The following is a 24880-nucleotide window of genomic DNA, read 5'->3' on the forward strand; positions in this document are numbered from 1 at the left end:
AGACCGGTTAAGCAGGTGTTTGTAATTGTTCTTTTACTTGGGCACCAGCCAACGGCAGAGATTTGATGCGTCCTTCAAGCTTCGGAGCGATCGTTTCCTGCTTTTGAATAGTCTCCGTTACAAGGCTTGAAAGAAGCGGACCATTGTTTGAATCCAGCAAAAAGTTGGCGCCTTTAAACATTTCGTAACCGTCTCCGCCATTCGCGATAAAGTCTACGGTTGCAAGCGTATAAGTTGCGGCAGGATCGAGCGGTTTACCATTTACTTTCACGCCGATGATTCTGGATTGGACCGGAAGAGCGGCCTTGAACGCGTATTTAATGCCGCTGATTTGTGCAAACCGTCCCGCCCCTTCTTCCAAACCGCTGACGCTGTTCTCCAACGCTTGATACAGCTGCTTGCCTGTAATTTCAATCTTGACGACGTAATTCGTAAACGGCATCGCGTCCATAATGTCCTGTTTGGTCAATGGCCCAACCGGGAAGACCCGGTCTGCCCGGATGCCGCCGCCGTTAATCAGAGCGACGTCCGAGCCGGTATACTCGCGGATCGTATCGGCCACGTAGTTGCCGATTGCGGTTTCCCCTTGCCGCTGAGTCGATTTCATGACGTCGAGTTCGGTCGCGGTTTTGCCAATGACGACGGACAGCTGCTCCTTCAATTGGCCGATATATTTGTCCATGACCGCCTTTACGGCCGCATCAGGCGCAAAGCCTTCCTTTGCAGCCTCCTCTTTCAATGCATAGCGATGATAGTTGAAATCTGCGATTTTTGAGTTCTTGATTTGGAGATTAATTTCTCCCAGATATTCGAACTCGTCGCCGATAAACCACAGAAGCGTATCGTGAATTTTCTCAGGGCTTTCGTATGCGAACGCTGCGTGATCGCCGACGATAAGATCGATGCCGTCAACTTTCTCAGCAAGGATACGAGCGTCTGGGCTGGAAAGATGAGAGGAGACAATGATAATATTCGCCCCAGCCGCTTTCATTTCCGGAATGATGGTCTTCATCGCTTCCACCGGATCAAGCACGATGGCATTATCACCCATTGTCGTGATTTCCGGGGCTTCTTCGTTAATTAACCCGGTAATGCCCACTTTCACGCCGTTAACTTCTTTAATGATGAACCGCGCGGCACCTTGTTCCTTCGCAAAGACATCATTGGTCCGCTTGTCGATGACGTTGGCGCTCACCCATTTGAATTGACTCTTCGTTACCAGCTCAGCCAATCGGTCAGGGCCCATATCGAAATCATGATTACCGTATGTATCTACGTCAAGCTTGCCGGCATTGAATGCGTCGATCATGTGCTGTCCGTTAAAATTCGAGGACAACACCGATGTCGCGATATCGTCGCCGTTACCGATAAACAGGGAGTTCGGCTGCTCGGATTTTATCCGGTTCGCCAGCCCGAAGTAGTTTGCGATATTTTCCGCACTGTCCGGCTGTCCGAAATTCCCGTGAAAATGCGTGTCGTGAATGATCGTAAGCGTAGTTTCCGCTAAAGGTCTGTTCGCTTTCTCATACGCCGGACCTACTAGATTCGGGGCAATAGCTTCCCCCTGTACGCCATGCGCGTGCACCATTGGAGACAAAGCCGACACAAGTAGTCCTGCTGCCGCTACAGCAGCAAGAAACTTACTTTTTCTTTTCATGCTTTTTTCCTCCTCGTAATTTGAGAATGGTAAACGATCCCATTATATCACAGAAGTTTTTGATAGAATTAACCGATTGTAAAAAAGGTGTTAAATGTCAAGCTTTTTCCTATGTTAGGGTGGTATTTGAATCGTTATGATGAATGACTGAAAGGAGCAGCTGACGTTCGCCTATTAGTTCACCCACGCAACATTTTTCTACTTATTGGCGTTACGCTATTGTAGAAACAAACAATTCATTCATAGGGGGTGCGGTTTTGTCACATAAGCTAATTGGCGCAGCGGCAGTCATACTGGATTCTGAAGGACGCGTTCTGTTGGTAAAACACAGCTACGGAAAAAATAATTGGGATCTTCCCGGGGGGAAAGCAGAAAAGGATGAGTCAGCACAGGAAACTGCAAAGAGAGAGGTGTTGGAAGAAACAGGACTTGAAGTTACAGTAGGACAATTAACCGGCATATATTATGATCCAGGCTATGACATGCACCATTTTGTTTTCCTGTCGAATAACGACCATAATCAACAACCTCAGCCGAGTTCACCAGAAATATTGGAATGCAGATATTGCTCAATAGATGATCTCCCCAAACCGATTAGCGATTTTACTTATAAACGTATACAGGAAGCTTTAGACAAGGACAGGCAGCATCTATTCCACGTTATTGGTCCTAGACAGTGGATTGAATAAGTCGATTTAAGTTGTCTCAGTGGATCAGGAATGACTAGAATGGTAATAGTAGTGTCCGTGTGGAGAAGACCGGGCAGGAGATAATCAGACATTCCGTCTTCTCCTTCAATGAAAAGAATAATGTGTGGGGAGAGTTGACATGATCTTTCTATTAAAAGACAAACCGTTGGCTGTCGCCGTGGTCCAGGCCATCCGCACCGGCGATGTACTGGAGTTAAAGCGGCTGCTTGCCGAGAATCCGGAACTGGTCCATGTGAGAATAATTGGTAGTGAGCAAGAGTATAGCAGCACCGGGGCGTCGCGAACCTTGCTGCATATTGCGACCGACTGGCCTGGTCATTTCCCGAACGGTGCGGCGACAGTGACCGCATTGGTCGAGGCCGGAGCCGAGGTGAACGCCCGGTTTACCGGCCCGCATACCGAGACGCCGCTTCATTGGGCTGCGAGTAACGACGATATTGAAGTGATCGACGCACTGCTGGGCTCGGGCGCCGATATCGAGGCTGACGGTGCGGTAATTGCCGGAGGTACTCCTCTGGATGACGCGGTTGCGTTTGGACAATGGAAGGCAGCGCGCCGACTGGTTGAACGCGGAGCCCGACTCAAACTCTGGCACGCCGCAGCGCTCGGGGTTATGGAGCGTGTTGAAGAATTTTTTAATGGGGAAACGCCGCCTTCGGACAGCGATATTACCAGTGCTTTCTGGCAGGCATGCCACGGCAATCAGCGGCAGGCGGCAGAGTATCTTCTTGATCGTGGTGCCTATCTGAACTGGGTGGGCTATGACGGATTGACTCCCCTCGACATTGCAGCCCGAAATCAAGCGGTCGATCTGGTTGAATGGCTAACCAGCCAAGGCGCTAAATCCGCGGCAGATCCACAATAACGGCCTCACTGGTAATGGAGGGTGCAATAGCCCTAAATAGATATGGGATGAACTTGACTATTTGACTATATCTGTGACTGATTAATGTGTACAATCAGAAGCATAACATATGCCATAACAGGAAGGTATCGAATAGAGTATGTCCAAAGCAGACAACATGCTTTCGATCTTATGGATGCTAAGGTCAGGCAAACGAATGACGGCCCAGCAGCTTGCGGATCAACTGGAGATTCATGTTCGCACGGTTTACCGCTGCATAGACTCATTGTGTGCCAGCGGGGTTCCCATAATCGCCGATTCCGGGCCGAACGGCGGCTACCAGATACTGGGCCGTTTCACCGAATCTCCTCTGCTGTTTGATATGGAAGAGCAGAAAGCGCTCGCACACGCTTCAACGTTCGCGCTGGAGGCAGGCTATCCGTTCAAGGATGCGCTTAACCGGGCGGTTGACAAGCTCAAGCGCTATACGAATGAAGAGCAGCTCGATCACATTGAGCGCCATGTTGGCGGACTCTCCGTCATTCATTCACCGATAGAAGGGAAGCAGCAGGACATGCTCCGAGTTCTGGAGGAAGCTGCAGCCCAGGGCAGGGCAGTAGAGATGGAGTATTTCAAAGGTAATGGAGGTTCTCCCAGCAAACGCGTTTTCGACCCCTACGGCATCATTTACTGGAAGGGCAGCTGGTATGCGGTCGGCTTCTGCAGCCTCCGCCAGCAATTGCGCAGCTTCAGGATCGACCGCATTGTGAGTTTGGAACCGACCGAGCGCCTTTTCGAGCGGCCGGAAGCTTTCTCCGCCAAAGAGTTTCTGATGCGTAATTTGCTTCCCGACTCCCTTCATGCGGAATCCCTGTCAGAGGTAAGGATAGAAGGACCTGAGCAAGCGCTGGATCTCTTATGCCAGCATTGGTTGTTCGGCCACGCGCTTGTCGAACGAGAAGAAGGAACAGCCGTATTCAGGTTGGGCATTCCTTCCCTGCAGTCTTATGTTCCTTATTTTCTTCTTCCCTACGGCAAATCCCTTACCATACTTGAACCGGATTTTCTTGTCGATAGGATGGCGGAAGTAAGCGCTGGAATTGCAGCCCATTATAAATCGATGAAGTTATCAAAATCAGGCAGGGAATAGAAGACAGGGGACTCTGAATATGGAGTCCTTTTTTAATTGCCATTATCGCAATCAGAATTACTGACCGTAATTGTCAGCAATACCTCTATATACTTGTCTAAGCAGTAACAATTTTTTTGGAGGGGATTATGAGTGATTACTACCATTAATGATTTTATTCAGGAATTCGAAACGGAGTCTGCGATTACAGAACGGGTGCTGGACACATTGACGGATGAATCGCTTAAACAAATCGTTTCGGACAATCAGCGTACGCTCGGCCAGATTGCATGGCATCTCGTAAACTCCATTAACTATTTATCATATCTGGGACTATCCTTCGACGAGCCCCTGGCATCGGAAGATGCACCTTCGTCGGCAGCGGAGATTGCAAGCGAATACCGCCGTCTCTCACAATGCATGCTGCGTGCCATAAGAAGCCAATGGACCGATGAGTCGCTTAATCAGGTTGTCAACTTCGGAGGTCAGGACTGGCATAACGGCGCTTCTCTGCGTTATTCATTACGGCATGAAATTCATCACCGCGGCCAAATGACCGTGCTGATGCGTCAAGCAGGTTTGCGCGTCCCCGATGTTCTCGGTCCTACGCGCGATGATTGGATCGAAAAGGGCGTCAAACCTTACGCATGATCATAGTTCATTTTGTTTAAGGTTCGATCTTTATTTTTGAAGAAGGAAATGGTACTATCACAAAATGATAAAAACAAACGAAGGCAAATTTGCGTACACGATATTGACCGTTTATTTGTGGATAGGCGCGGCCGCCGCAGGATACTTCTTTGAAGTATCCTTTTTGGCGTTGAATGCGGCATTGTTCCTGGCTTTAGCTGTATACATCTGTCGAACGGGATTAGTACGGGTCACCCTTCTTCACGGACTGCTGTTCCTGCTGATCTCCCTCTACTGGTTATCCTGCTTCTATGCGGTGGACCGCGAAGCCGCCGTGTTGGAAGCCGCTCGCATAACGAATTTGCTGCCAATCGCTCTTCTCGTTTCCGCTCTCCCTGCGAACCGCAGATGGGACTTGCTGAAGCAGTGGGCATGGATTGGGGCGTTTTTGACGGTCTTGGGCTGGGTACTGCGCCTGTTTCGGAACGGACGTCTTGAGTCCACGATCGGTTATGCTAACGTATTGGCGATTCTTTTGGCCGTCGGCATATGGATGGGATGGAAGGCTTACCGGGAAAAAGGAGGCCGCATTTACCTGCTCCTAGTGGCCGTTCAGTTGGCCGGAATGCTTCAAACAGGGTCCAGAGCGGTTCTTGCTTTGTTTGTTGCCGGTTCTTTATGGCAGCTCGCAAGGTCCGGCAGGCTGCGAGACCCTAAAGTATGGTTTTACAGCGCAGCAATCGCTATCTTGCTGTTGATTGCTGCCGGTCTGAACGGCGGAGTTCTTCGAAGGTTAACTGAGTGGAGCTGGAACAGCCCCGAATTCCATCTGAGGCGCATTTATTGGTTCGACGGATTTCGGCTTCTGAAGGACGTTTGGCACACAGGCCTCGGAGGCGGAGGATGGGCGGTTCTTCACCCGGGAGGATATTTCGTCAAATACGTCCATCAATATTATTTGCAGGCGGCGCTGGACGCAGGGGTTTGGGCGACAGCTATTTTTGTGGCCTTGGTGTTGGCATCAGCCTATGGGGCGATAAAAAGTAACGAAAAGACGGCGCCGATCCCCTTGGTTACTTTCGTATTTTTGATACACATCGCATTTGATATCGATTTCTCATTTCCGCTTTGCTTCGGGTATTTTATCATGTCGCTCTGCGTGCTTGAAGGCGGAAAGCCGGTGATTGTCGTGGGGCTCGGCAAAGCTCATGGACGTATAATCTTGGCGGCGCTTTGCGTAATCGTAACGATTGGATTCGGTTGGATTTCCGCCGGCTACGGGATAAAGGCCATCGGTGTCCGCGCCGCCTCAAATGAAAATTGGAACGACTCCACTAACATGCTGCAGGTCTCCGGGCAGATGCTTCCGTGGGCCCATTCTGTGCATTTTGAGCTTGCCAATAGTTATACGGCTCATGGAAACAAGACGGGAGAGAACCGTTATTATGGTTTGGCAATTCGTGAAATGGAACAGGCGGTGCGCAGTGTTCCGCAGTATACGGTCTATCAGCAGATGATGAAGTCTCTGTATTCATTTGATGGAATGGGTAAAAAGTAGCTCTTATAAAGGTGGAAATAGGGCATCGTATAGGCCTTTTATGGTGATTATCTTCCGTCAAGCAAGGACTTAATTACTGCAAATTCGACAATATCATTTGAAATTCAGGTACAATTTACTAATATTCTTGTTGTAATTTGGTAGAATTCATCATAATATTGGGGAGGAGAATAATAGAAATAGAGGGAGGATATTCATTGTTGAAGCCACATTACATGCGCAAAATCAGTTTCGCCTTGCTGGCCAGTTTACTGCTCAGTCTCAGCTTACCGGTGCTGGCCTACGCCGCTAGCATCATCAAGATTGCGTACGATGCAACAAGCGGTCAAATATCGGGGGTCATCTATTCCGATAAGCCGACAGTATCGCTCGCAGTCTACGAAAACGGGCAATCGACAGATATCACCTCCGCCGTCGGCCCGGCACAGCCTACCGTGACGGAAGGTGTTTATGCTTTCGGTGTGAACGGCAACATCGGGATCGGTAAAATGCTTGAGAGCATAACCGTGGTGGACAGTGCGTACGAAGTTCTGACGCCTACTGTTACGGATATGACGTACTTGTTCGATAAGGACGATGTGCCTCCGGCTCCGGACGGCATTGATTTGTTCGACGTTTATGCCGATTACGACAACAGAACTTATAGTTATGAATTTCAGTGGAGTCCGGTAAATGTCCCGGATCTTGCGGGATATAACGTGTACCTGAACGGTGAGAAAGTTGCGACTGTTCAGACCACTAGCTTCACGGCAGAAAATTTGCCGCTTAACAGTTCACTGCAATTTGGTGTTTCGGCTGTTGATAAAGCAGGTCACGAATCGGACATTATCGAGACTTACTATTATGTTCCGGGCATGTTCGAATCCATTACGATAAACACGGATGGCAAACCGGCAGGTTATGCTTTGAAGCCGGGAGACCCTCTCATTACATTCATCCCCTCCATATCATTCCCGGCAGGGAGCGGGCTGAATATCATCATACCGGATTATATGATGAGTAGCTCGAATATTTCAGTTAATGATTTCGAATTGGTGAAATCGGATGGAACCGTCATCCCAATTACTTCGGCACAATTGAACGGTGGATATTTACTTGAGCTGTTTATCGGTGGAGATCTGTCCGGCGGCCAGCAGTATGTTCTCCGTATGTCGCAGCAAAGCGACGGCACCGAGATAAGTCTGCCGAATAAGAACATGTCGGATGCAGCTATATTTGTTTCACTGCGTCTTTCGGATTGGTCTGCGATTGATCAATACTTTAGCTTTAACCTTGTCATCGGTGATCAGATCGCGCCGGCAAAACCGACAGGTCTGAAGGCTGCCGAAGGCGACGGACAGATTACGGTCAGCTGGAACGCGAACACTGAGACGGACCTCGCAGGCTATAATGTCTACTTGGATGGAAAATTGCTGACGGGAACGCCTATTACGGCGACCTCCTATACAATTACCGCCTTGACCAACGGCAAGACGTATGATGTCGACATCGAAGCTGTCGATAAAGCCGGCAACAAATCTTCGCAAGCCTCTATTAACGCAACGCCGAAGGCAAGCACAAATACCGGCGGCGGAGGTTATGTGCCTGTGACGCCTGCCAGTCCGGCAGCTCCAGAAGAGCCGGGCGTAAGAATCATCAATGAAAGCAGCCTAAAGAACGACCAAGGCAAAGTCGCGGTTACGATCGGCAAGGGAGACAAGCAGGTTCTTCTTCCAGCCAACTCGAGCGCCATTACAAAAGACAGCGTAGTCTCGTTCTCCAGCGATGAGTTGACGGCCGAAATTCCGGGCTCGCTCATTGATCAGCTGAGAAGTCTGGTATCTGCGGATGCTCTGAAAGACGCTCAAATCGTATTCTCCTTCGATAAACTGACGACCGGCACCGTTCAATCCCTATTAGCGGAGTCGCAGAAGAAGGAAAAGAACACGAACCTGAAGGCAGCGGGCGAAGTTTACGAGTTTACGCTGTCCATCAAAACGAAAGACGGCAAAGAACAGAAGTTAACCTCTTTCGACAAACCGGTTATGTTGAAGCTGAAGGTGGCTGATGGTGTAAACAGCAAGCTTCTTGGCGTATATTACATTGCGGACGATGGGACTCTCGAATACGTCGGAGGTAAACTGAAGGATCAAGTCATGACGGCGGAAGTTCATCACTTCAGCAAATATGCCGTACTGGAATACAGCAAATCCTTTGACGATGTAAACAAGGGCCATTGGGCCGCGGATGCAATCAAGGAAATGGCCGCGGCACATGTAATAACAGGCGTTAGCGACAATCAGTTTGCGCCTTCGAAGCAGGTAACGCGTGCTGAGTTTGCGGCCTTTCTGGTTCGCAAATTGGGTCTGAAAGCAAATGGAAGCAGCCCGTTTGCGGATGTTGACGCAACGAAATGGTATGCCGATGAAGTCGCGGCCGCGGCACAAGCGGGCCTTGTAACCGGTCGTACTAATAATACATTCGCTCCCGATGACACGGTAACACGCCAAGAGATGGTCGTAATGCTGATGAAAGCTCGCGCACTTTCGACTGGGGAGAATATCGATTCGGCAGCGGACGTCGATTTTACAGACAAAGCACAAATTGGCGAATGGGCAAAGACCTATGTAAATGCAGCTTATAAACTGGGCTTCATTCAAGGCCGCGGAGGACAGTTGTTTGTTCCTAAGGGCACGGCAACACGCGCGGAAGCGGCAATGCTTATTGCTAAGTTATAACTTAGGTTCCAAACTCCGAACGGTAGTTGACCGTTCGGAGTTTTTTTATAGAATCTGGACCTTATCGAATAAACAATCGGCGCAAAAAAGGAAACACTCGGAAATTATCGAATTATTATTTAGAAAGGGAGGGATTTTTCATGGGTTTATTTCAAGGCGTTCATCAAATCAACTTACGGGTAAAGGAAATGCACAGATCGGTCAAGTGGTATGAGGAAGTTTTGGGGCTGTACGTTAAGCACGACTATGGCGATACAGTAGTATTATCGTTTCATAAGGATTCAATGTCTGAAGGTCAGCTAATTCAAACCAGCGTTTGCTTGATCCAGCTTGCAGAAAATGAAGCTTTGCCTGATTTTGCTGAAAACGGGACATATCCTGTTTTTACAATCGCTTCGGACAAAGCGGAAACCTGTTATAACGAATTAGAGAAATTAGGCGTTTTGGTCGACGGAGGAAAGAAGGGGCATTTTAAATTTAAAGACCCGGATGGTAATTGTTTGGAAGCCTATCTGCCGGGCCTTTATGAAAAAGAGCGGTTTAAACATTTAAGATGATTTAAAACATAAATGTAACTATGCGGCAGGTTATTGATTGTGATTTTAGTTATGCTTCGAATTCATAAAATGCCGTGGGATATTTATCGAACAATATTGTTTCTCCTATTCTCTTAAATCCATTTTTCTCATAGAAACCGCATAGCTTGGGCCGGTCAGCAGCACAGTCCAGTCTTAAGTATTTTTTGCCCTTTGCTCGTGCCCATGCTTTTGCCCAATTAATCATTTCGTTAGACAACCCCGTCTTTGCGAAATCTCTGCGAATGGCAAGCTTATGCACATAAAACGACTCATTCCTGATTGCATTCGGCCAGAAAAAAGCATCTTCTTCCTGGAGGATCATTACAGCAGCAGACATGCCTCCCAAACGGCCAATGTATATTTCCTCCGTTTTGTAATTAGCGTACAGCCTCGCAATAGAAATTTGATCTTCTTTCCACATTTCCTGTCCTTCACTCTTCAACCACAGCGCAGCTTCTTTTAGAACAGATGAGACTTCTTCAAACTCCGCTTCCACTATATTACGCACGTGAAAATGGCTCCCCCGTAGATACGATTCAATCATAGCATCCGCCTCCCAATAAATATTGTACCGGATGAAATCAACAGGCGAAACATTCTTCATATCATTCATGTCTATGATTATATGATCTTTATGCATGGAAAGGGAGAGTGGAGCTATGCTGAAAATTACCGTTGCGATAATGCTCTGTCTGCTGCTCATTTTATCCGGATGCACTGTTAGAAAGGATATCTCAATGCCGGGTCCGATTTCTACAATCGTAACTAAGACCTCCAAACCAACCGGGGCAACAGCTTTAAATAAACTGTACAACCCGGTAAGAAATAACGTTTATCCCACGCCTAAAATTGCGCAAGGAGCACAATCCTTAGCTTCCATCGTAACTGGGAAAATGGAAGGATGGTTCGTATATCAGACCAAGACCGGTACTAAGAGTAAAGTAGTCGTATATCACAGTATAGATAAAGGTATTACCTGGGAACAGTCGAAACTACCGATTAGTGAACCTTGGGAGCAGCAGCTAGCTAAGGAAAATGTGTTCACATCGTTTCATTCCCAAAAATCACCGGACTGGATTCTTATTACCTCAGATCCAGCCTTGGGTTATATGGGGAAAAAATTATACCAAACCAATAATGGAGACAGAACGTGGAAGCTGGTTTCGGATGTAAGCCGGGTTATCGATGGTTACGTCACCGGAGTTTCATTCCGCGATTCCAAGAACGGATGGATAACGGCAACTCAACATGGAACAGCCATGGTCCCTTTGTATAGATCCAAAGATGGTGGTAAAACCTGGGAGCTGCAACCGATTGCTATCCCCGGAGGTTACAAGTACGGAAATGTAATGCCGCCGGTGTTTTATGAGACAACCCCTAAGCTTGGAACGATGGAAATTGAGTTCGTAAGTGATTCCAAACGGCTTACAATTAAATATATTACTCATAATGGCGGGGATTCCTGGCAGCCGGATTGAACACCGTGGTCAATGTTAGTATACGACCGATATTTAATGGTAATAATTGTATTGAACAAAAAAGCCGAATACCATAAATAAGCGTTATCAGCATTTAAAGATGAGCAGGGAGGTCGTTCAATTATGCTTTTTGAATCGGCTTGCAGAAGACGTGCATTGGAGCTCCTCAAAGCGAAAAGGGAAGACGCCAAAAAGGAACTAATCCAGGATCTCAGGGAAAGCAAGCTCAACGTTCGGAAGAGTGTCGTGAAAATAATCACATCGCTGTTCGGGCTGAAAAATAAAAACTCTGTCCGTTGATCAGAATTCAACTCAAATCAAATACAGCACCATGGGCTTTGCAGCAAAGCAGCCTGTGGTGCTGTTTTAGCGTTCAGTGTCCTGTCGGTTCGGCAAGACCCGCCCTGTCAATCATCCTCTGGCTTTCTTCATTCAAACCGACTATCGTCACTTTCTTACCGTTTTGTTGGTATTTCGACACGGCTTTGGCGATCGCGGTCACTGCTGAATGGTCCCAAACATGCGAGGAGGTAAAATCAATGACAACCATTTCAGGATCGTTCTTGTAATCGAATAAATCCACAAAATGAATCATGGTACCAAAGAAAAGCTGACCCGAAAGAGTATATTTCTTAACCCCCTGGTCAGTTACTGATAAATGGGCTTTAATGCTGGCCGATTTCCAGCCGTAAACTAGGGCGCTCAGGACCACCCCCGTTACAACGCCAAGCGCGAGATCGGAAGTGGCAACGACAACAGCGACCGTAACAACCATTACAAGAGCATCGCTTCTAGGGATTCTCGCTAAAGTCCGTAATGAATTCCAATCGAACGTTCCGATCGATACCATGAACATAACTCCGACCAATGCGGCCATCGGAATCTGCTTCACGAAGCTTCCCAGGACCAGGATCAAGAAAAGCAGAAATGCGCCGGAGACAAAGGTGGACAACCGCGCTCTTCCTCCGGATTTTACATTTATAACCGTTTGGCCGATCATCGCACACCCGGCCATTCCCCCGAAGAAGCCGGCCACGATATTGGCAATTCCCTGACCTTTGACTTCTCTATTCTTATCGCTCTTGGTTTCCGTCATCTCGTCGACAATCGTTGCGGTCATAAGGGACTCGGTTAATCCGACAACTGCCAGTGCCAAGGAGAAAGGGACGAGCTGCCATAGAGCTTGGAGCGAAAATTCAATATCCGGTATATGGAAGAAAGGCAGAGCTTGTGTTATCTGTCCCATATCTCCAACTGTTCTTAAGTCCAGGTGCAGCGTAATGGAGACCACCGTCATGATGATAATGGCAACTAATGCGGATGGAACGGCTTTGGTAATGAGCGGAAAAAGATAAATAACGGCAAGCGTAGCCGCCACCATTGCATACATCTGCCAGGTAGCGCCCTTAAAGTTGGTAAGCTGGGCCATAAAGATAATTATCGCAAGAGCATTAACGAAGCCGGTAACAACCGAATGCGGAATGAATGTAATAAATTTCCCGAATTTCATTACGCCCATTAAATACTGGATTACACCGGTCATAATCGTCGCGGCAAACAAATATTCGATGCCGTATTTAACGATTATCGGTCCCATAAGTGACGCCATCGCGCCTGTTGCCGCGGAAATCATCCCCATACGCCCGCCGACAAACGAAATGGTCACGGCAATACAGAAGGACGCATACAAACCGACCATCGGGTCTACTCCTGCCAGGATCGAGAAAGCGATAGCTTCCGGAATCAATGCAAAAGCAACCGTCATCCCGGCAAGTACATCCTTCCGCGCATTGAAAAACCAGGCGCTTTTCAGTTTTTGGTAAAGCAAAACAACTCCAGCTCCTTTGATTCTCTAAATTTGTGGTGACTTTCCACTCGCAGAAAAGTCGGGGTCCGTAATTCGCTACAATACATTATAAACAAAATGCCCGGATCCTTCTACCCCAAATAATACCGGGCTAACGCCCCGCATCGTTCTCCACCAAATATTTGAGCCTCCGATTGCGGTCTTCGATGAAGCTTTTCATGTAATGCTTCAAGATAAGCCGTTCGACAATCCAGCCGGCAACGCCGAGCGGGGCTTCAAACGTCAATACATCTCTCATCACGGTAACGGATCCGCGCGCTTCAAACTCATGAATGTGCTTCAGACTTTTGAAGGCGCCCTTGACCATCTCGTCCACAAAGAGATAAGGCCGGTTATAATCCGTAATTCTGGACGTTAGTTTCTGGCGGACAAACAAATGCGTAGCTTCAAACGTTACGGTCTCGCCTGCATTAATCAGGCCGGAGGTAATTCCTTGAATGGCCTTCTCCCGGGTATGCGGCCACACCGTCAGCGTATGAACATCGATATTCCTCGCAAAATCAAAACATGTTTCCACAGGCGCGTTAATTTCAATCTCCGTTTGAATCGTAATCAGCTGCGTGTGCCTCCCCGGTGTTTATAAGATTATTGAAGGTTCCGGTAAGCGCGGGGAGAGACCCCGGCCATCTTCTTAAATGCTTTGCCGAAGTGGGAGAAATTCTCGAAGCCGCTTCTCCAGGCAATTTCGGTAACCGAGTCTTCCGTTTCGCGGAGAAGACGCTGCGCTTCTTTAAGCCGGACCAAATTGATATATTCGCTGAATGCAAAGCCCGTTGTCGATTTGAAAATGCGGCTCAAATAATACGGGCTCATCGAGAAGCGCTCCGCCACCCGAGTTAAGGCCAGCGGCTCGGCATAATGATCGTTTAGAAACCGGACGACCTTTGTTATTTTACCGTGAATTGGCGACACCGGCTCCATCTGGGCGGGACCTCCCGCGGCCAAGCTGCGCGCAGACAGCAGCAGCAGCTGAATGACCGCATGCCGAAGACTTATCGAGCAGCCGGGCTCTTGCCGCTGCATCTCTCCCGACATCTCGGAGATAATGCGTTTGGCGGCGGCAAGCTGCTGCGGCGGGAGCGTCAATACGGGGAGTTCGCTCCGGAAAGGCGCCAGGAGCAAATCCGCATGATCGGAATAAGCCGCTTCGATCCATTCGGGATAAATATTGACGATAATCCGCTCATGGTCGGGCATCCCGGTATCCGATGTTTTATGCAGCACATGGCGATCGATAAAGACGAGGTCCCCTGCCCTGACACGGTAAGCGCGGTCCCGGATGAAATACATCCGGTCCCCTTCGCACAGATAATAGAGCTCATAATAGTTATGAAAATGATTGGCGGTCATTGAAAAATGACCTCTGCGTTTGATATGCTCAATATCGAGATGTCCGGATGGGTCGTGATACTCGTGGCGAAACAATGTAGCCATACGTATTCACCGCTTTCGTTCGCGATTGCAAGTACTGAATACGATTATTATAGCAAAAAAAGCGTGGTTTTGGTGTCATGATACATAAAGCACAGGGAAAAAATGTTTTAGTTGCGTTATCCTTATGGAGGAAATGAAAATTAACCATGGGATGAAAGTGGGGAACAAAATGGAACAACGGAAGAAATATGTGCTTGTCGGAACGGGCGGCAGAGCGGAATTTTTCTATGGCGCGCTTGCAAAGCATTTTCGGGAAACATCGAAATTAACCGCATTTTGTGATATAAACGAGACACGTATGGTTTACGCCAATAAGCTGCTGATGGAGAAATACGACCATCCTGCGGTAAACATTTACCGTTCGGAGGATTTCGACCGGATGATCGAGCAGGAGCGTCCGGATACGGTTATCGTCACAACGGTTGACCGTACGCACCATACGTACATTATTCGGGCGATGGAGCTTGGATGCGATGTCGTTACAGAGAAGCCGATGACCGTTGACGAGAACAAGTGCCAAGAGATTTTGGATGCAGTGAAACGGACGGGACGCAAGGTTAGGGTGACCTTCAATTACCGTTATGCGCCGCACCATACGAAAGCGCGCGAGCTAATTATGGACGGTGCGATCGGTAAAGTGAATTCGATCCATTTCGAATGGCTGCTCAATACTCAGCACGGCGCGGATTACTTCCGCCGGTGGCACCGGGACAAACGTAACAGCGGAGGACTGCTTGTCCATAAATCGACGCATCATTTCGATCTTGTGAATTTCTGGATCGGCTCCGAGCCGGAATCTGTATTCGCGTACGGGGATCTTATGTTCTATGGACGCGAGAACGCCGAGAGCCGGGGTACGACCAGGTTCTATGAGCGTGCGACGGGCAGCGAGCTCGCGAAGGAAGATCCGTTCGCCCTTCATCTGGACGCGAAACCGCATTTGAAGGCGATGTACCTCGATGCCGAGCATGAAGATGGCTATCGCCGCGATCAGAGCGTATTCGGCGACGGAATTTCGATTGAGGACACAATGGGCGTGCTCGTTAAGTACCGGAGCGGGGCTATTCTGACTTATTCCTTGAACGCCTATCTGCCCTGGGAGGGCTACAGGATCGCATTCAACGGCAGCAAGGGGCGCCTCGAGATGAATATTGTCGAGCAATCGTATGTTAATTCCGGCGGGGACAAAGCATTAGAAGGCGCTTTGATAGGGAAATCCATCCGGGTGTTTCCGATGTTTGACGCCCCGTACGAGGTGAACGTGGAGGAAGCGGAAGGCGGCCATGGCGGCGGCGATCCGGTGCTGCTAAGGGATGTGTTCGGTGAGCCTGAGCCGGATAAATTTAACCGCGCGGCAGACCATCTGGACGGCGCGAAGTCGATTCTGACCGGAATCGCGGCAAACCGGTCTATTCGCAGCGGACTGCCGGTCCGAATTGAAGATTTGGTCCGATTCTAAAGCCGAGAGGAATGGTATTCATGACAAAATTTCTGGATGAGAACTTTTTATTGAACGGTGCAACGGCCATAGACCTGTACCATAATTTTGCCAAGGATCTGCCGATCATCGATTATCACTGCCATTTAAGCCCCAAAGAGATTTACGAGAATAAGAGCTTTCGGAATCTTACGGATGTATGGCTATCCGGCGATCACTACAAGTGGCGGGCGCTGAGAAGCAACGGGATCGGGGAGCGGTTTATTACCGGCGATGCGACCGACCGGGAGAAGTTTGAGGCCTATGCCGCTACGGTTCCGATGACGCTCGGCAACCCGCTTTATCATTGGTCGCATTTGGAGCTGAAGCGGTATTTCGGAGTGGAAGAGCTCATTAACGAGAGCAATGCGCCCGTCATTTGGGAGAAGGCGAACTCCGTGCTTACTCGCGAGGGCTTCGGGGCCAGGGATTTGATCGAGCAGTCTAATGTGGTGGTCATTTGCACGACTGACGACCCGGCCGATTCGCTGGAATATCACATTAAACTGAAGGAGGACCGGGAGTTTGCGACTCGCGTGCTTCCATCATACCGCCCGGATAAAAGTCTGGAAATTAATCGCGCCACCTTTCTGCCCTGGGTCGATAAACTCGCTCAGGCTACCGGGAAACCGATTGCCGATTACGATCAATTATTGGCAGCCCTAAGGGACAGAGCGTTGTTTTTCGACTCGGTAGGCTGCAAGGTTTCCGATCACGCACTCGATTATGTGCCATTTGCCGAGACGACGAAAGAAGAGGCGGCCGAAATTTTCGCCAAGGCACTGAGCGGCGGGACCGTTACATTGGAGGAAGAAAAGAAATACAAAACCTGCACGCTCCTGTTCCTTGGTAAAATCTATGCGGAGCTGGACTGGGCGATGCAGTTCCATATTAATGCTTCCCGCAACAACAACAGCCGGATGTTCGGCGAGTTAGGTCCGGACACAGGATACGATTCGATCAATGACAGCTCCGTGGCGTATCCGCTGACGAAGCTTCTTGATGCGTTGAACTCGGAGAACGCGCTGCCGAGAACGATTCTATACTCGTTGAATCCGAATGACTACAGTATTCTGGCAACGGTGATGGGCAGCTTCCAGGGAGACGGTATCCCGGGCAAAATGCAGCTGGGATCTGCCTGGTGGTTCAACGATACGAAGGACGGCATGCTGGAGCAGATGAACATACTGGCCAACAACGGCCTGCTCAGCCGGTTTGTCGGCATGCTGACGGACTCCCGCAGCTTCATCTCCTATACAAGACATGAATATTTCCGCAGACTGCTATGCCGTATTCTGGGAGAATGGGTCGACAGCGGCGAAGCGCCTAATGACCGCGAACTGCTCGGCAACATCGTGCAAGGCATCTGCTATTACAATGCGAAGCGTTATTTCGGGTTCTAGGAGCGCCGACTCGCTCAATCAAACTAAACCGCCTTTTTCGGGCGGTTTTTTGAATGCTCGTTTCGCTCGAGCCCTAACGCTGTATAACAGCCGTCTTTCAGGCGTTATCTTGCTGGTTCGAAAAAAAATTATTAATCCTATATCTACCGGATAAAGGAAATTTGAGAGTATAATAGGCTGGGAGGCGATGAATAAGATGACGTTAATCGAAAACGACGCAGTTATTTTGTTTCAAGGGGACAGTATTACGGATGCTGGGCGAAACCGCGAAGACGGAAACAGCTTGGGGAGCGGTTATGCGAACATAGCTGCATCTCTATTCTCAGCGCAATATCCACAAAAGCAGGTCACTTTCTTCAATCGGGGGATAGGCGGCGACCGGGTTGTCGATTTGCATCGGAGATGGGAGAAGGACTGCCTGGATTTAAAGCCGACATGGGTATCGATCTATATCGGCATTAATGATACTTGGCGGCGATACGATAATAACGACCCGACAAGCACGGAGGATTTCGAATCCGGGTACCGTGAATTAATCCGGATGACCAAAGCACAATTGAATGCAACCATCGTTCTTGTGGAGCCATTCGTGCTTCCGGTCAATGAGAGCCAGAAAGCATGGCGGGAAGATCTGGAATCGAAGATCCAAGCTGTACGCGAGCTGGCAAACGAGTTCAAAACGCTGTACGTTCCCTTGGACGGTTTGTTTGCACAAGCGAGCAGCCAAACGGGACCGGCATATTGGGCGCCGGACGGCGTTCATCCCTCACCTGCCGGAAGCGCTTTAATCGCTCAAGCATGGCTTCAGGCCGTTAAAGCATAAAACGAACGCCCCGCCACCGCATATAAGCGGGGCGGGGCTTTTTTAAGAACTACGGCTGCATTTGCTCCGTTATCGCTTTAAGTTCGACATCGATATTACCGCGGGTTGCTTTGGAGTAAGGGCACATCTCATGTGCCGCTTTGGCCAGCGACATAACCTGCTCCTCGCTCAGCCCTGGGATTCGAACGTCCAGACGTGCGGACAGACTAAAGCCGTCGTCGCCTTTATGCAGCGATACGCTCGCCGTCACCTCGGATTCGTCCGTATCAATCTCCTTGGTTTTCGCGATGCTTTTCAATGCGCTGTGGAAACAGGCCGAGTAGCCCGCCGCAAACAACTGCTCAGGATTGGTCCCTTCGCCTCCCTCCTTCTTGGGAGTAGCGACTTTCAAGTTCAAATGCCCGTCAGAGGAGCGAACAACGCCGTCCCGACCTCCGTGCGAAGTAACCTGCGCCGTGTAAATCGTTTCCATAGTGTTCCTCTCCTTACTTGGAAAATTGTGTACGTGTTGCTATTACCCTTATTGCCTATAATGAAAACCTCCGGCAGGTGACCTGTCCCTCGCAGTATAGTTTACTTCTCCGTATGCAAAATAAACCGCCAAACACAATAGTTGTGAATGGCGGCAAGATTGCAAGCTTATCGGGCTGCCGGTCGAAGCCGCGGCAGATAGGGGCGAAGCTTCCGGATCAGTATGGCGGCGACAACCGATTTGACGATGTCAACCGGCAGAAACGGGTAACAACCGGCGATGAGCGCTTTATGTATGGTTAGATCAAATTTATAAGCCAGCCAGGGAACTCCGCTTGCATATTCCAACAGAACGCCGAAACCGATTATCGCGGCTAGAAGCATAATGAATTGCCTCGTGTTCAGCTGTGCAGTGCTGCGGAACAACCGGTCGCTGACCCAACCGATGAGAAGGGCAGCGAATGGAAACATCCATATAAATCCGGCGGTGTGCCCGAACAGCAGCGAGAGTCCTCCGTTGCCGTGCAGCAAGGGGAGACCCGTTCCGGCCAGGGCGATGACAAGCGCGATGCTCCAGAAGCCGTAAGTCGCGCCAAGAAGCCCGCCTGCCAGCATGACCGCCAGTGTCTGCAGCGTAATAGGGACCGGTGTGTACCATACAGGAAACTGAATAGAGCTGAAGGCGATAAATAAAGCGGCGAATAAAGCGGTAAAGACGAGACCCCGAACTCGGTAAGCCTGATTTGATTGAACATTGGCAGATGTGGATTGTATTGATGGCATTGTCAAATCTCCTTTTCAATGTTAACCTCTGGTTATTGAATAATGGTTAACATTTCGCATTTTAACACGGGAGCATCTGGTTGGGAAGAGGGATTTTTAGTGAGCGGGAAAATTATCAGCGGTGATTTTATTTTGTCCGATATATCTGTTTTCTCTATTTATGATGAAGGCGAACCGACTTCCAGGTTGGAAAATATAGATCTGACTTTTTCGCCCGGTGAGTGGCTTAATATCGTAGGCGTCAACGGAAGCGGCAAGTCGACGCTCGCGAGACTGCTCGCCGGCTTGATGGTAGAAGGCGCTCAAGGCACGCTGCGCCGCGGGTTTGCGGGGGAGGGGCCATCCCCATACGTCATGCAGAATCCGGATGCGCAATTGTTCGGCGAGACTCCCCGGGAGGAAATTATGTTTTCGCTGGAATGGCTTGACTTGCCTTCGAAGGACATTTTGGAGCGTACGGACCGGATCCTGGAGGTTACGGGAATGCGGGCGTTTGCCGACCATACTTGGGATAAGCTGTCGGGCGGGCAGCGACAGCTTGCCGCCGTTGCCGCGGCGGCTGCCGGTGAAGCCGCGCTGATCGTCTTCGACGAAGCGACATCCATGCTGGACGATGCTTCGCGCGGGAAGGTTCATCAATTGGCGAAACGGCTGAATGAGCGCGGGACGGCGGTTGTCTGGGTGACACAGCGGTTGGAAGAGCTGGACCCTTCTTACCGTGTTGTGGCGCTGCAGGGAGGAAAAATTGTGTATGACGGAGAGGGGCGGCGGTTTTTGTACGGGGATAACCAGTCCGCTGAGCTGCAGGCACCCTGCGAGCAATGCGGGCTGCGCTTGCCATATATGGCATCTCTGGCGGCGGAATTAAGTCGGCTCGGGCAGCTGCATTCTCCGCTTCCCGTAACTATGGAAGAGTGGCGGAAGGCGTTGGATCGGGGATGATGAAAGAACGGTCTGTTCCTCTCATAATGACAGGATTAAAGGATATGGACGGGCAATATACCGAGTGCATATTAGAACAGGGAACGATTACGTTACTTATGGGACCAAACGGCGCAGGTAAGACGAGACTAATGGAAATCACCGCCGGCTTGGTCTACTCTTCGGAAATAACCGTCTCCTATGGGGACGGGAACATGTGGAATCATCCACGCCTGCGCAGGCGAATAAGAAATTCCGCTGCTTTATTTGCATACAGCTATGCCAGCCAAGCGCCGGAGGAGCAGCTGTTTTCACGAACGGTTGCGGATGAACTCCATTATGTGCTGAAGCCTTACGATTTGCCGGAACTTGAGAAGGAACGGAGGATCGATGAGGCTTTAACCGCAGTCGGATGGAGCCGTGCGTGGCTGGAACGGGACCCGTACAAGATGAGCGGGGGCCAGCGTCGACGGACCGCGCTTGCATGCCTGTTTGCGCCGCCCGCACCTTGGCTGCTGCTCGATGAGCCGACGGCCGGGCTGGATGCTCAAGGTCACGCGCTGCTCGGGGCCGCGCTGAAGAAATGCACCGAGGACAAGCAAGGTGTGCTGCTGATTTCCCACGACGCCGATTGGGCGCTGGGACTGGCCGACAGGATTTTACTGATGAACGCTGACGGGGCGGTTCGGCAGTGCGGCAGAGACGAGCTTCTGGCGAATCCGGAGTGGTTCGGGGAGGCGGGGATGGCGGTTCCCGAGTGGTTAATGTTCGCGAACGGTATGTGGAAGTTGGGCGTACCGCCGCATCGCGTCTGGAATCCTGCGGAGCTGGCTGTGGAGATAGCGCAGCTCGCTGAAGCAGGCAGGCTAAAATTTGCAGCTAATGAAGAGGGACTGGCGCGTGGTGCAAAGCCGCTGCATTCGCAGGATGAAGAGTCAGTGTATTATTCAAAACAACCGCCGAATCAAATGCCTGTGGCTAAGTCCCAAACACCGCCAGGGGAGCAGAAGCCAAAGCGCAAGGCAGGAGCCCAATCAAGGCTGGCCCTTTTCGACCCCCGATCGGTATGGCTTGCATACATCCTGCTGTCGACCGGTATGTTTTTGCAAAAAACATGGACGGGGATTGCGTGGATCGGGTTACTCACAGCAGTGATCATTGGAGTTGTCCGTCTCCCACTTCTCCGCTGGCGGGGCCCGATCGCTGCGTTAGGCCTCTTTTCCCTCATGATTGCTGTCTTCGCCGGCATAGGCGGCGGTGGGAGCGGACCGCTGTGGAATACGGAAGCGTTTCTGGTCTCGCTTCGTTCGCTTACGCGTCCGTGGCTGGCCATGCTGCTTGGCCTTGTACTCCCGCTGGCAATATCGCCGCTTCGCCTTCGACGTTCCCTGGAACAGACGCTGACAATTCGCGGACTCGTTCCCTTCCTGGGGCAAAAGATTATATTAACGGTTACTTTGCTGCTGAGATTTATCCCGATTCTGCTGGGTGAATGGGAGAGATTCTCCCGAATTGCAATTGCCAGGGGGAAAGCTGCCCGGCGGGCACGCGGTGCGGCCGGCCGTTTGCGGGACACCGCGATTCCTTTCCTGCTCTCGCTCTTCCGTTTGGGCGAGCAAGTGGCGGACGCCTTGGAAAGCCGGGGAGTTGGTAAGCGCCGGCATTCGGCCTTGCCGCCGACCGAACGGTGGAGATTGCGGGACAGTTTACTTGTCGCCGGCTGCCTTGGAATAACCGTTTTTTTATGGTGGTGGGCAGGCGGAAGTGGAACGTGATGGAAATACCTGCGATTAAACCGCTATTGTGTTACTGTGTTTTGCCTGCTTGCCGGAAAGCGAGCAAATAGTGGATGAGCATGAGAAAGACGGAGCTAAGCAGCGACACCACCGCGAAGAGCTCGACGATTTCCTCTAGGCTCTGTTCCAAGCGTTCGCCCGCCTGCGTCATTCGGGAGACGTCAAAGGTATCCATTCCTACTGCAGTTGCGAATAACAAGGCCGTTATGCAGAGCCAGACGAGTGCCGCGCGCCGCGCTTGGTACAACCGGATAATGTATACCGACAGCAGCAGCCCGATGACGGCGTAGATAAGCAGGATAAAGTCGCCTGCTTCCATCCAGGGAAGCGCCTTAATGCCTGTCGGCTTCAAGAAGCGGTCGCGCACCCGCTCATGGATGGCGAACCGTTCATCGGTCATCAGAAAGGCGAAGCCCGCGGTGAGCATTAGCCAGATGAGCGAACTGCGGCTTATGCCCTCGAGGGCATAAGCCAGCATGCAGCAGAGTAAAGCCAGCAGCACACATCCGAACCAAAACATACTCTGGAGCCAAGTCATAGGGGTCTGCTCTGCAGCGATATATACCCAATAGCTCGGCCACTTGACTGCAGCCAGAAGAAGGACGAACAATGCACTTGTAATGAACGCTGCGGCGATTAACCAGCGTTCCATCCGATGAAGCCGCGCGTTACCTGACACTGAAGTCACGCCCTTTATTCGTTACGGTATGATTGGTATTGCCTGTCAGCAGATCAACCACATGGTCCACCCAAGTATCGTAGCCGCGATCAATGACTTCTGAGGAATACCAGGCGGTATGTCCGGTTTGCAATATGCGGCCCTCTGCAATATGACGCCCGGCTAATGGTTCCCCCGCCAACGAGAACCGGTCGTCGACGGCATATCCCTTCAGGTGCCCTTCCTGGATGGAAACGACTACAGCCGCATCGTCGACAAGTGCTGAGCGCGACACATTGATCAAATAGGAACCGGGCTTCATCTGCTGCAGTTCATGGGCTCCGAAGCTGTGCGAGCCGCCCCAGCTCGACGGATAATGAAGCGACACGACATCGGAAGAGGCGAGCAGCTCGGCCATCGATACCTTTATAACGCTATCGCCCTTGTCCGCTTTCGGATCACAGCCGATCACTCTCATGCCGAACGCTTTTGCCAGCTCCGCCACATAACCGCCGATCCGGCCAAGGCCGACGAGGCCGATTGTTTTGCCCCGAAGCTCCCAGCCTTTGACCGAGGTTCCGGCCGGCACACGTCCTCTAACCCTGTCTTGGCTGAGATGGATCCTCCGCGACAGCGTCAGAAGCAGTCCGATCGTATGCTCGGCTACCGATATGGTTGAGTATTCCGGCAGATTGGAGAGTGTAATTCCTCTCTCCTCGAGCAGTTCCATATCGATATAGTCAACTCCTGTGGCAAAGACGGCAATGCCTATAAGCTTCGGCAGGCGATTCACCCATGTTCCGTCGATGGATGGGACCGAACGGGGCGTTAAGCCCGCCACGTCCGCGTCACCCAGCAGCAGGACCAGCCGGTCTGCAGGAATGGGATCAAGCGCTTTGCAGTATGTAATTTCACCGGCAAGCTCTAATCGAGCTGTCTGCTCGGTAGTAAAGGTCTCTTTGCCCATCGCGGTAATAAGAACGGCCTTTTTCTTCAATACGTATCTCCCCCTTTAACAGATATGTAATAACTTTACTATATACATTTAGTTACCAGACGATGCTGACAGCCTTGTTGCTGCACGATATTCAACCTGCCGCCGGGATGGAAAAACAAAGTTCGGACTGATATGATAACTCTCACAGGCAGAATTCGGAAAACGACGATTAGCTCGCAGACGGCAGTAGACGCCGCAGCAAACGAATAGAGGTGTCAATTACGATGACCTTGGAAGAAGTTATGATGAAGCTTGAGAACATGGGCTCAGAACAGACGAAGCAAACCTTCTTCCGTCACGGGGCGAAGGAACCTCTGTTTGGCGTAAAGGTTGGAGATCTGAAGAAGCTCGTAAAAGACGTAAAGAAAGACCAAGAACTTGTACAAGCTTTATACGAGACCGGGAATAGCGATGCCATGTATTTGGCCGGGCTCTCCGTCAATCCGAAAACCATGGCGAAAGAAGTACTGCAAGAGTGGGCGAAGAAAGCCAACTGGCATATGCTGACGGAGTGCACGGTAGCGGGCGTGGCCGCAGAAAGCCCTTTTGCGCTCGAGCTTGCGAGGGAATGGCTGGTATCAAGCGATGAGTTAATCGCTACCTGCGGGTGGAGTACCTATGCTAACTACATATCCATAACGCCGGATGAGAAATTGGATTTGGCGGAAATCCGGCGTCTTTTGCAGCAGGTAGAAGCGTCGATTCATGGAGAACGAAACCGTGTACGCTACAACATGAATACTTTTGTTATCGTAGTGGGTGCGTACGTACAGGCTTTGCACGAGGAGGCTGTACAAGCGGCCGAGGCAATCGGCAAGGTGCATGTGAATGTCGGACAAACAGCCTGTAAAGTGCCGGAAGCACGAGCGTATATTGCGAAAATCGAAGCTCTGGGAAAGCTCAGCGTGAAGAAGAAGACCTGTATTTGTTAAGATTTTGATTAGCTTAG

At 50.4% G+C, this 24880-nt stretch carries 23 protein-coding genes; 14 read left to right on the top strand and 9 right to left on the bottom strand.

The features are described 5' to 3' along the window. Positions 1-7 precede the first annotated feature (7 nt). Complete coding sequence (locus KZ483_RS05545; RefSeq protein ID WP_220351712.1) at positions 8-1657, bottom strand: bifunctional metallophosphatase/5'-nucleotidase; 1650 nt, start codon at positions 1655-1657, stop codon at positions 8-10. A 257-nt stretch (positions 1658-1914) separates the two neighbouring features. Between KZ483_RS05545 and KZ483_RS05550 the strand changes: the two genes are divergently transcribed. The 7 genes from KZ483_RS05550 (at position 1915) to KZ483_RS05580 (ending at position 9802) form a co-directional block, all read left to right on the top strand. Beyond that, positions 1915-2346 carry an NUDIX hydrolase gene (locus KZ483_RS05550; protein WP_220351713.1) on the top strand — a complete coding sequence of 144 codons (432 nt, stop codon included), beginning with the start codon at positions 1915-1917 and terminating at the stop codon, positions 2344-2346. A gap of 124 nt (positions 2347-2470) precedes the next feature. Next, entirely contained in the window at positions 2471-3232 is a 762-nt protein-coding gene (locus KZ483_RS05555) for an ankyrin repeat domain-containing protein (RefSeq protein ID WP_258881547.1), read from the top strand. Between the two features lie 139 nt (positions 3233-3371). Beyond that, on the top strand, positions 3372-4361 hold the full coding sequence (locus tag KZ483_RS05560; protein ID WP_220351714.1) for a helix-turn-helix transcriptional regulator: 990 nt from the start codon (positions 3372-3374) through the stop codon (positions 4359-4361). Between the two features lie 132 nt (positions 4362-4493). Continuing rightward, entirely contained in the window at positions 4494-4991 is a 498-nt protein-coding gene (locus KZ483_RS05565) for a DinB family protein (RefSeq protein WP_220351715.1), read from the top strand. A gap of 64 nt (positions 4992-5055) precedes the next feature. Next, a complete protein-coding gene (locus tag KZ483_RS05570; protein WP_220351716.1) occupies positions 5056-6528 on the top strand; it encodes an O-antigen ligase family protein in 1473 nt (490 codons plus the stop codon). Between the two features lie 197 nt (positions 6529-6725). Then, on the top strand, positions 6726-9245 hold the full coding sequence (locus KZ483_RS05575; protein ID WP_220351717.1) for an S-layer homology domain-containing protein: 2520 nt from the start codon (positions 6726-6728) through the stop codon (positions 9243-9245). Positions 9246-9385: 140 nt separating this feature from the next. Further along, the gene (locus KZ483_RS05580) at positions 9386-9802 is read left to right on the top strand and encodes a VOC family protein (protein ID WP_220351718.1); all 417 of its coding nucleotides are present in this window, start codon (positions 9386-9388) and stop codon (positions 9800-9802) included. Between the two features lie 49 nt (positions 9803-9851). Here the strand turns inward: KZ483_RS05580 and KZ483_RS05585 are convergent, their stop codons facing one another. Next, positions 9852-10367 (bottom strand): GNAT family N-acetyltransferase, encoded by a 516-nt coding sequence (locus tag KZ483_RS05585; RefSeq protein WP_220351719.1) that lies wholly within the window; start codon positions 10365-10367, stop codon positions 9852-9854. Positions 10368-10482: 115 nt separating this feature from the next. On the opposite strand from KZ483_RS05585, the gene KZ483_RS05590 reads away from it, so the two are divergent. After that, positions 10483-11301, top strand: coding sequence for a WD40/YVTN/BNR-like repeat-containing protein (locus KZ483_RS05590; RefSeq protein WP_220351720.1), 819 nt, complete (start codon positions 10483-10485; stop codon positions 11299-11301). 373 nt (positions 11302-11674) lie between these two features. Here the strand turns inward: KZ483_RS05590 and KZ483_RS05595 are convergent, their stop codons facing one another. The 3 genes from KZ483_RS05595 to KZ483_RS05605 all read right to left on the bottom strand — a co-directional run bounded on the left by KZ483_RS05595 (position 11675) and on the right by KZ483_RS05605 (position 14602). Next, positions 11675-13129: a SulP family inorganic anion transporter gene (locus tag KZ483_RS05595; RefSeq protein ID WP_220351721.1), complete on the bottom strand. Its 1455-nt coding sequence runs from the start codon at positions 13127-13129 to the stop codon at positions 11675-11677. A 130-nt stretch (positions 13130-13259) separates the two neighbouring features. After that, complete coding sequence (locus KZ483_RS05600) at positions 13260-13724, bottom strand: SRPBCC family protein (protein WP_220353276.1); 465 nt, start codon at positions 13722-13724, stop codon at positions 13260-13262. Positions 13725-13753: 29 nt separating this feature from the next. Beyond that, positions 13754-14602: an AraC family transcriptional regulator gene (locus KZ483_RS05605; protein WP_220351722.1), complete on the bottom strand. Its 849-nt coding sequence runs from the start codon at positions 14600-14602 to the stop codon at positions 13754-13756. A 169-nt stretch (positions 14603-14771) separates the two neighbouring features. On the opposite strand from KZ483_RS05605, the gene KZ483_RS05610 reads away from it, so the two are divergent. The 3 genes from KZ483_RS05610 (at position 14772) to KZ483_RS05620 (ending at position 18305) form a co-directional block, all read left to right on the top strand. Next, complete coding sequence (locus KZ483_RS05610) at positions 14772-16061, top strand: Gfo/Idh/MocA family oxidoreductase (RefSeq protein ID WP_220353277.1); 1290 nt, start codon at positions 14772-14774, stop codon at positions 16059-16061. 20 nt (positions 16062-16081) lie between these two features. Continuing rightward, positions 16082-17482: a glucuronate isomerase gene (gene uxaC, locus KZ483_RS05615; RefSeq protein ID WP_220351723.1), complete on the top strand. Its 1401-nt coding sequence runs from the start codon at positions 16082-16084 to the stop codon at positions 17480-17482. A 196-nt stretch (positions 17483-17678) separates the two neighbouring features. Then, the gene (locus tag KZ483_RS05620) at positions 17679-18305 is read left to right on the top strand and encodes an SGNH/GDSL hydrolase family protein (RefSeq protein WP_220351724.1); all 627 of its coding nucleotides are present in this window, start codon (positions 17679-17681) and stop codon (positions 18303-18305) included. Between the two features lie 49 nt (positions 18306-18354). On the opposite strand, the gene KZ483_RS05625 is transcribed toward KZ483_RS05620, so the two are convergent. Together KZ483_RS05625 and KZ483_RS05630 are read right to left on the bottom strand one after the other, a co-directional pair. Further along, a complete protein-coding gene (locus KZ483_RS05625) occupies positions 18355-18777 on the bottom strand; it encodes an organic hydroperoxide resistance protein (protein ID WP_220351725.1) in 423 nt (140 codons plus the stop codon). Between the two features lie 167 nt (positions 18778-18944). Further along, on the bottom strand, positions 18945-19559 hold the full coding sequence (locus KZ483_RS05630) for a biotin transporter BioY (RefSeq protein WP_220351726.1): 615 nt from the start codon (positions 19557-19559) through the stop codon (positions 18945-18947). Between the two features lie 99 nt (positions 19560-19658). On the opposite strand from KZ483_RS05630, the gene KZ483_RS05635 reads away from it, so the two are divergent. Together KZ483_RS05635 and KZ483_RS05640 are read left to right on the top strand one after the other, a co-directional pair. Further along, complete coding sequence (locus KZ483_RS05635) at positions 19659-20501, top strand: ATP-binding cassette domain-containing protein (protein ID WP_220351727.1); 843 nt, start codon at positions 19659-19661, stop codon at positions 20499-20501. Then, positions 20474-22255 carry an ATP-binding cassette domain-containing protein gene (locus KZ483_RS05640; protein WP_220351728.1) on the top strand — a complete coding sequence of 594 codons (1782 nt, stop codon included), beginning with the start codon at positions 20474-20476 and terminating at the stop codon, positions 22253-22255. The genes KZ483_RS05635 and KZ483_RS05640 overlap by 28 nt, the downstream gene beginning before the upstream one ends. Positions 22256-22286: 31 nt before the next feature. Here the strand turns inward: KZ483_RS05640 and KZ483_RS05645 are convergent, their stop codons facing one another. Further along, the gene (locus KZ483_RS05645) at positions 22287-22955 is read right to left on the bottom strand and encodes a hypothetical protein (RefSeq protein ID WP_220351729.1); all 669 of its coding nucleotides are present in this window, start codon (positions 22953-22955) and stop codon (positions 22287-22289) included. Then, complete coding sequence (locus tag KZ483_RS05650) at positions 22945-23931, bottom strand: NAD(P)-dependent oxidoreductase (RefSeq protein ID WP_220351730.1); 987 nt, start codon at positions 23929-23931, stop codon at positions 22945-22947. The genes KZ483_RS05645 and KZ483_RS05650 overlap by 11 nt, the downstream gene beginning before the upstream one ends. Before the next feature lie 224 nt (positions 23932-24155). Here KZ483_RS05650 and KZ483_RS05655 point away from each other — a divergent pair, with 224 nt between their 5' ends. Continuing rightward, positions 24156-24863 (top strand): DNA alkylation repair protein, encoded by a 708-nt coding sequence (locus KZ483_RS05655; RefSeq protein ID WP_220351731.1) that lies wholly within the window; start codon positions 24156-24158, stop codon positions 24861-24863. Positions 24864-24880: the final 17 nt, after the last annotated feature.

The sequence above is a fragment of the Paenibacillus sp. sptzw28 genome (genome assembly GCF_019550795.1).
Classification (GTDB): domain Bacteria; phylum Bacillota; class Bacilli; order Paenibacillales; family Paenibacillaceae; genus Paenibacillus_Z.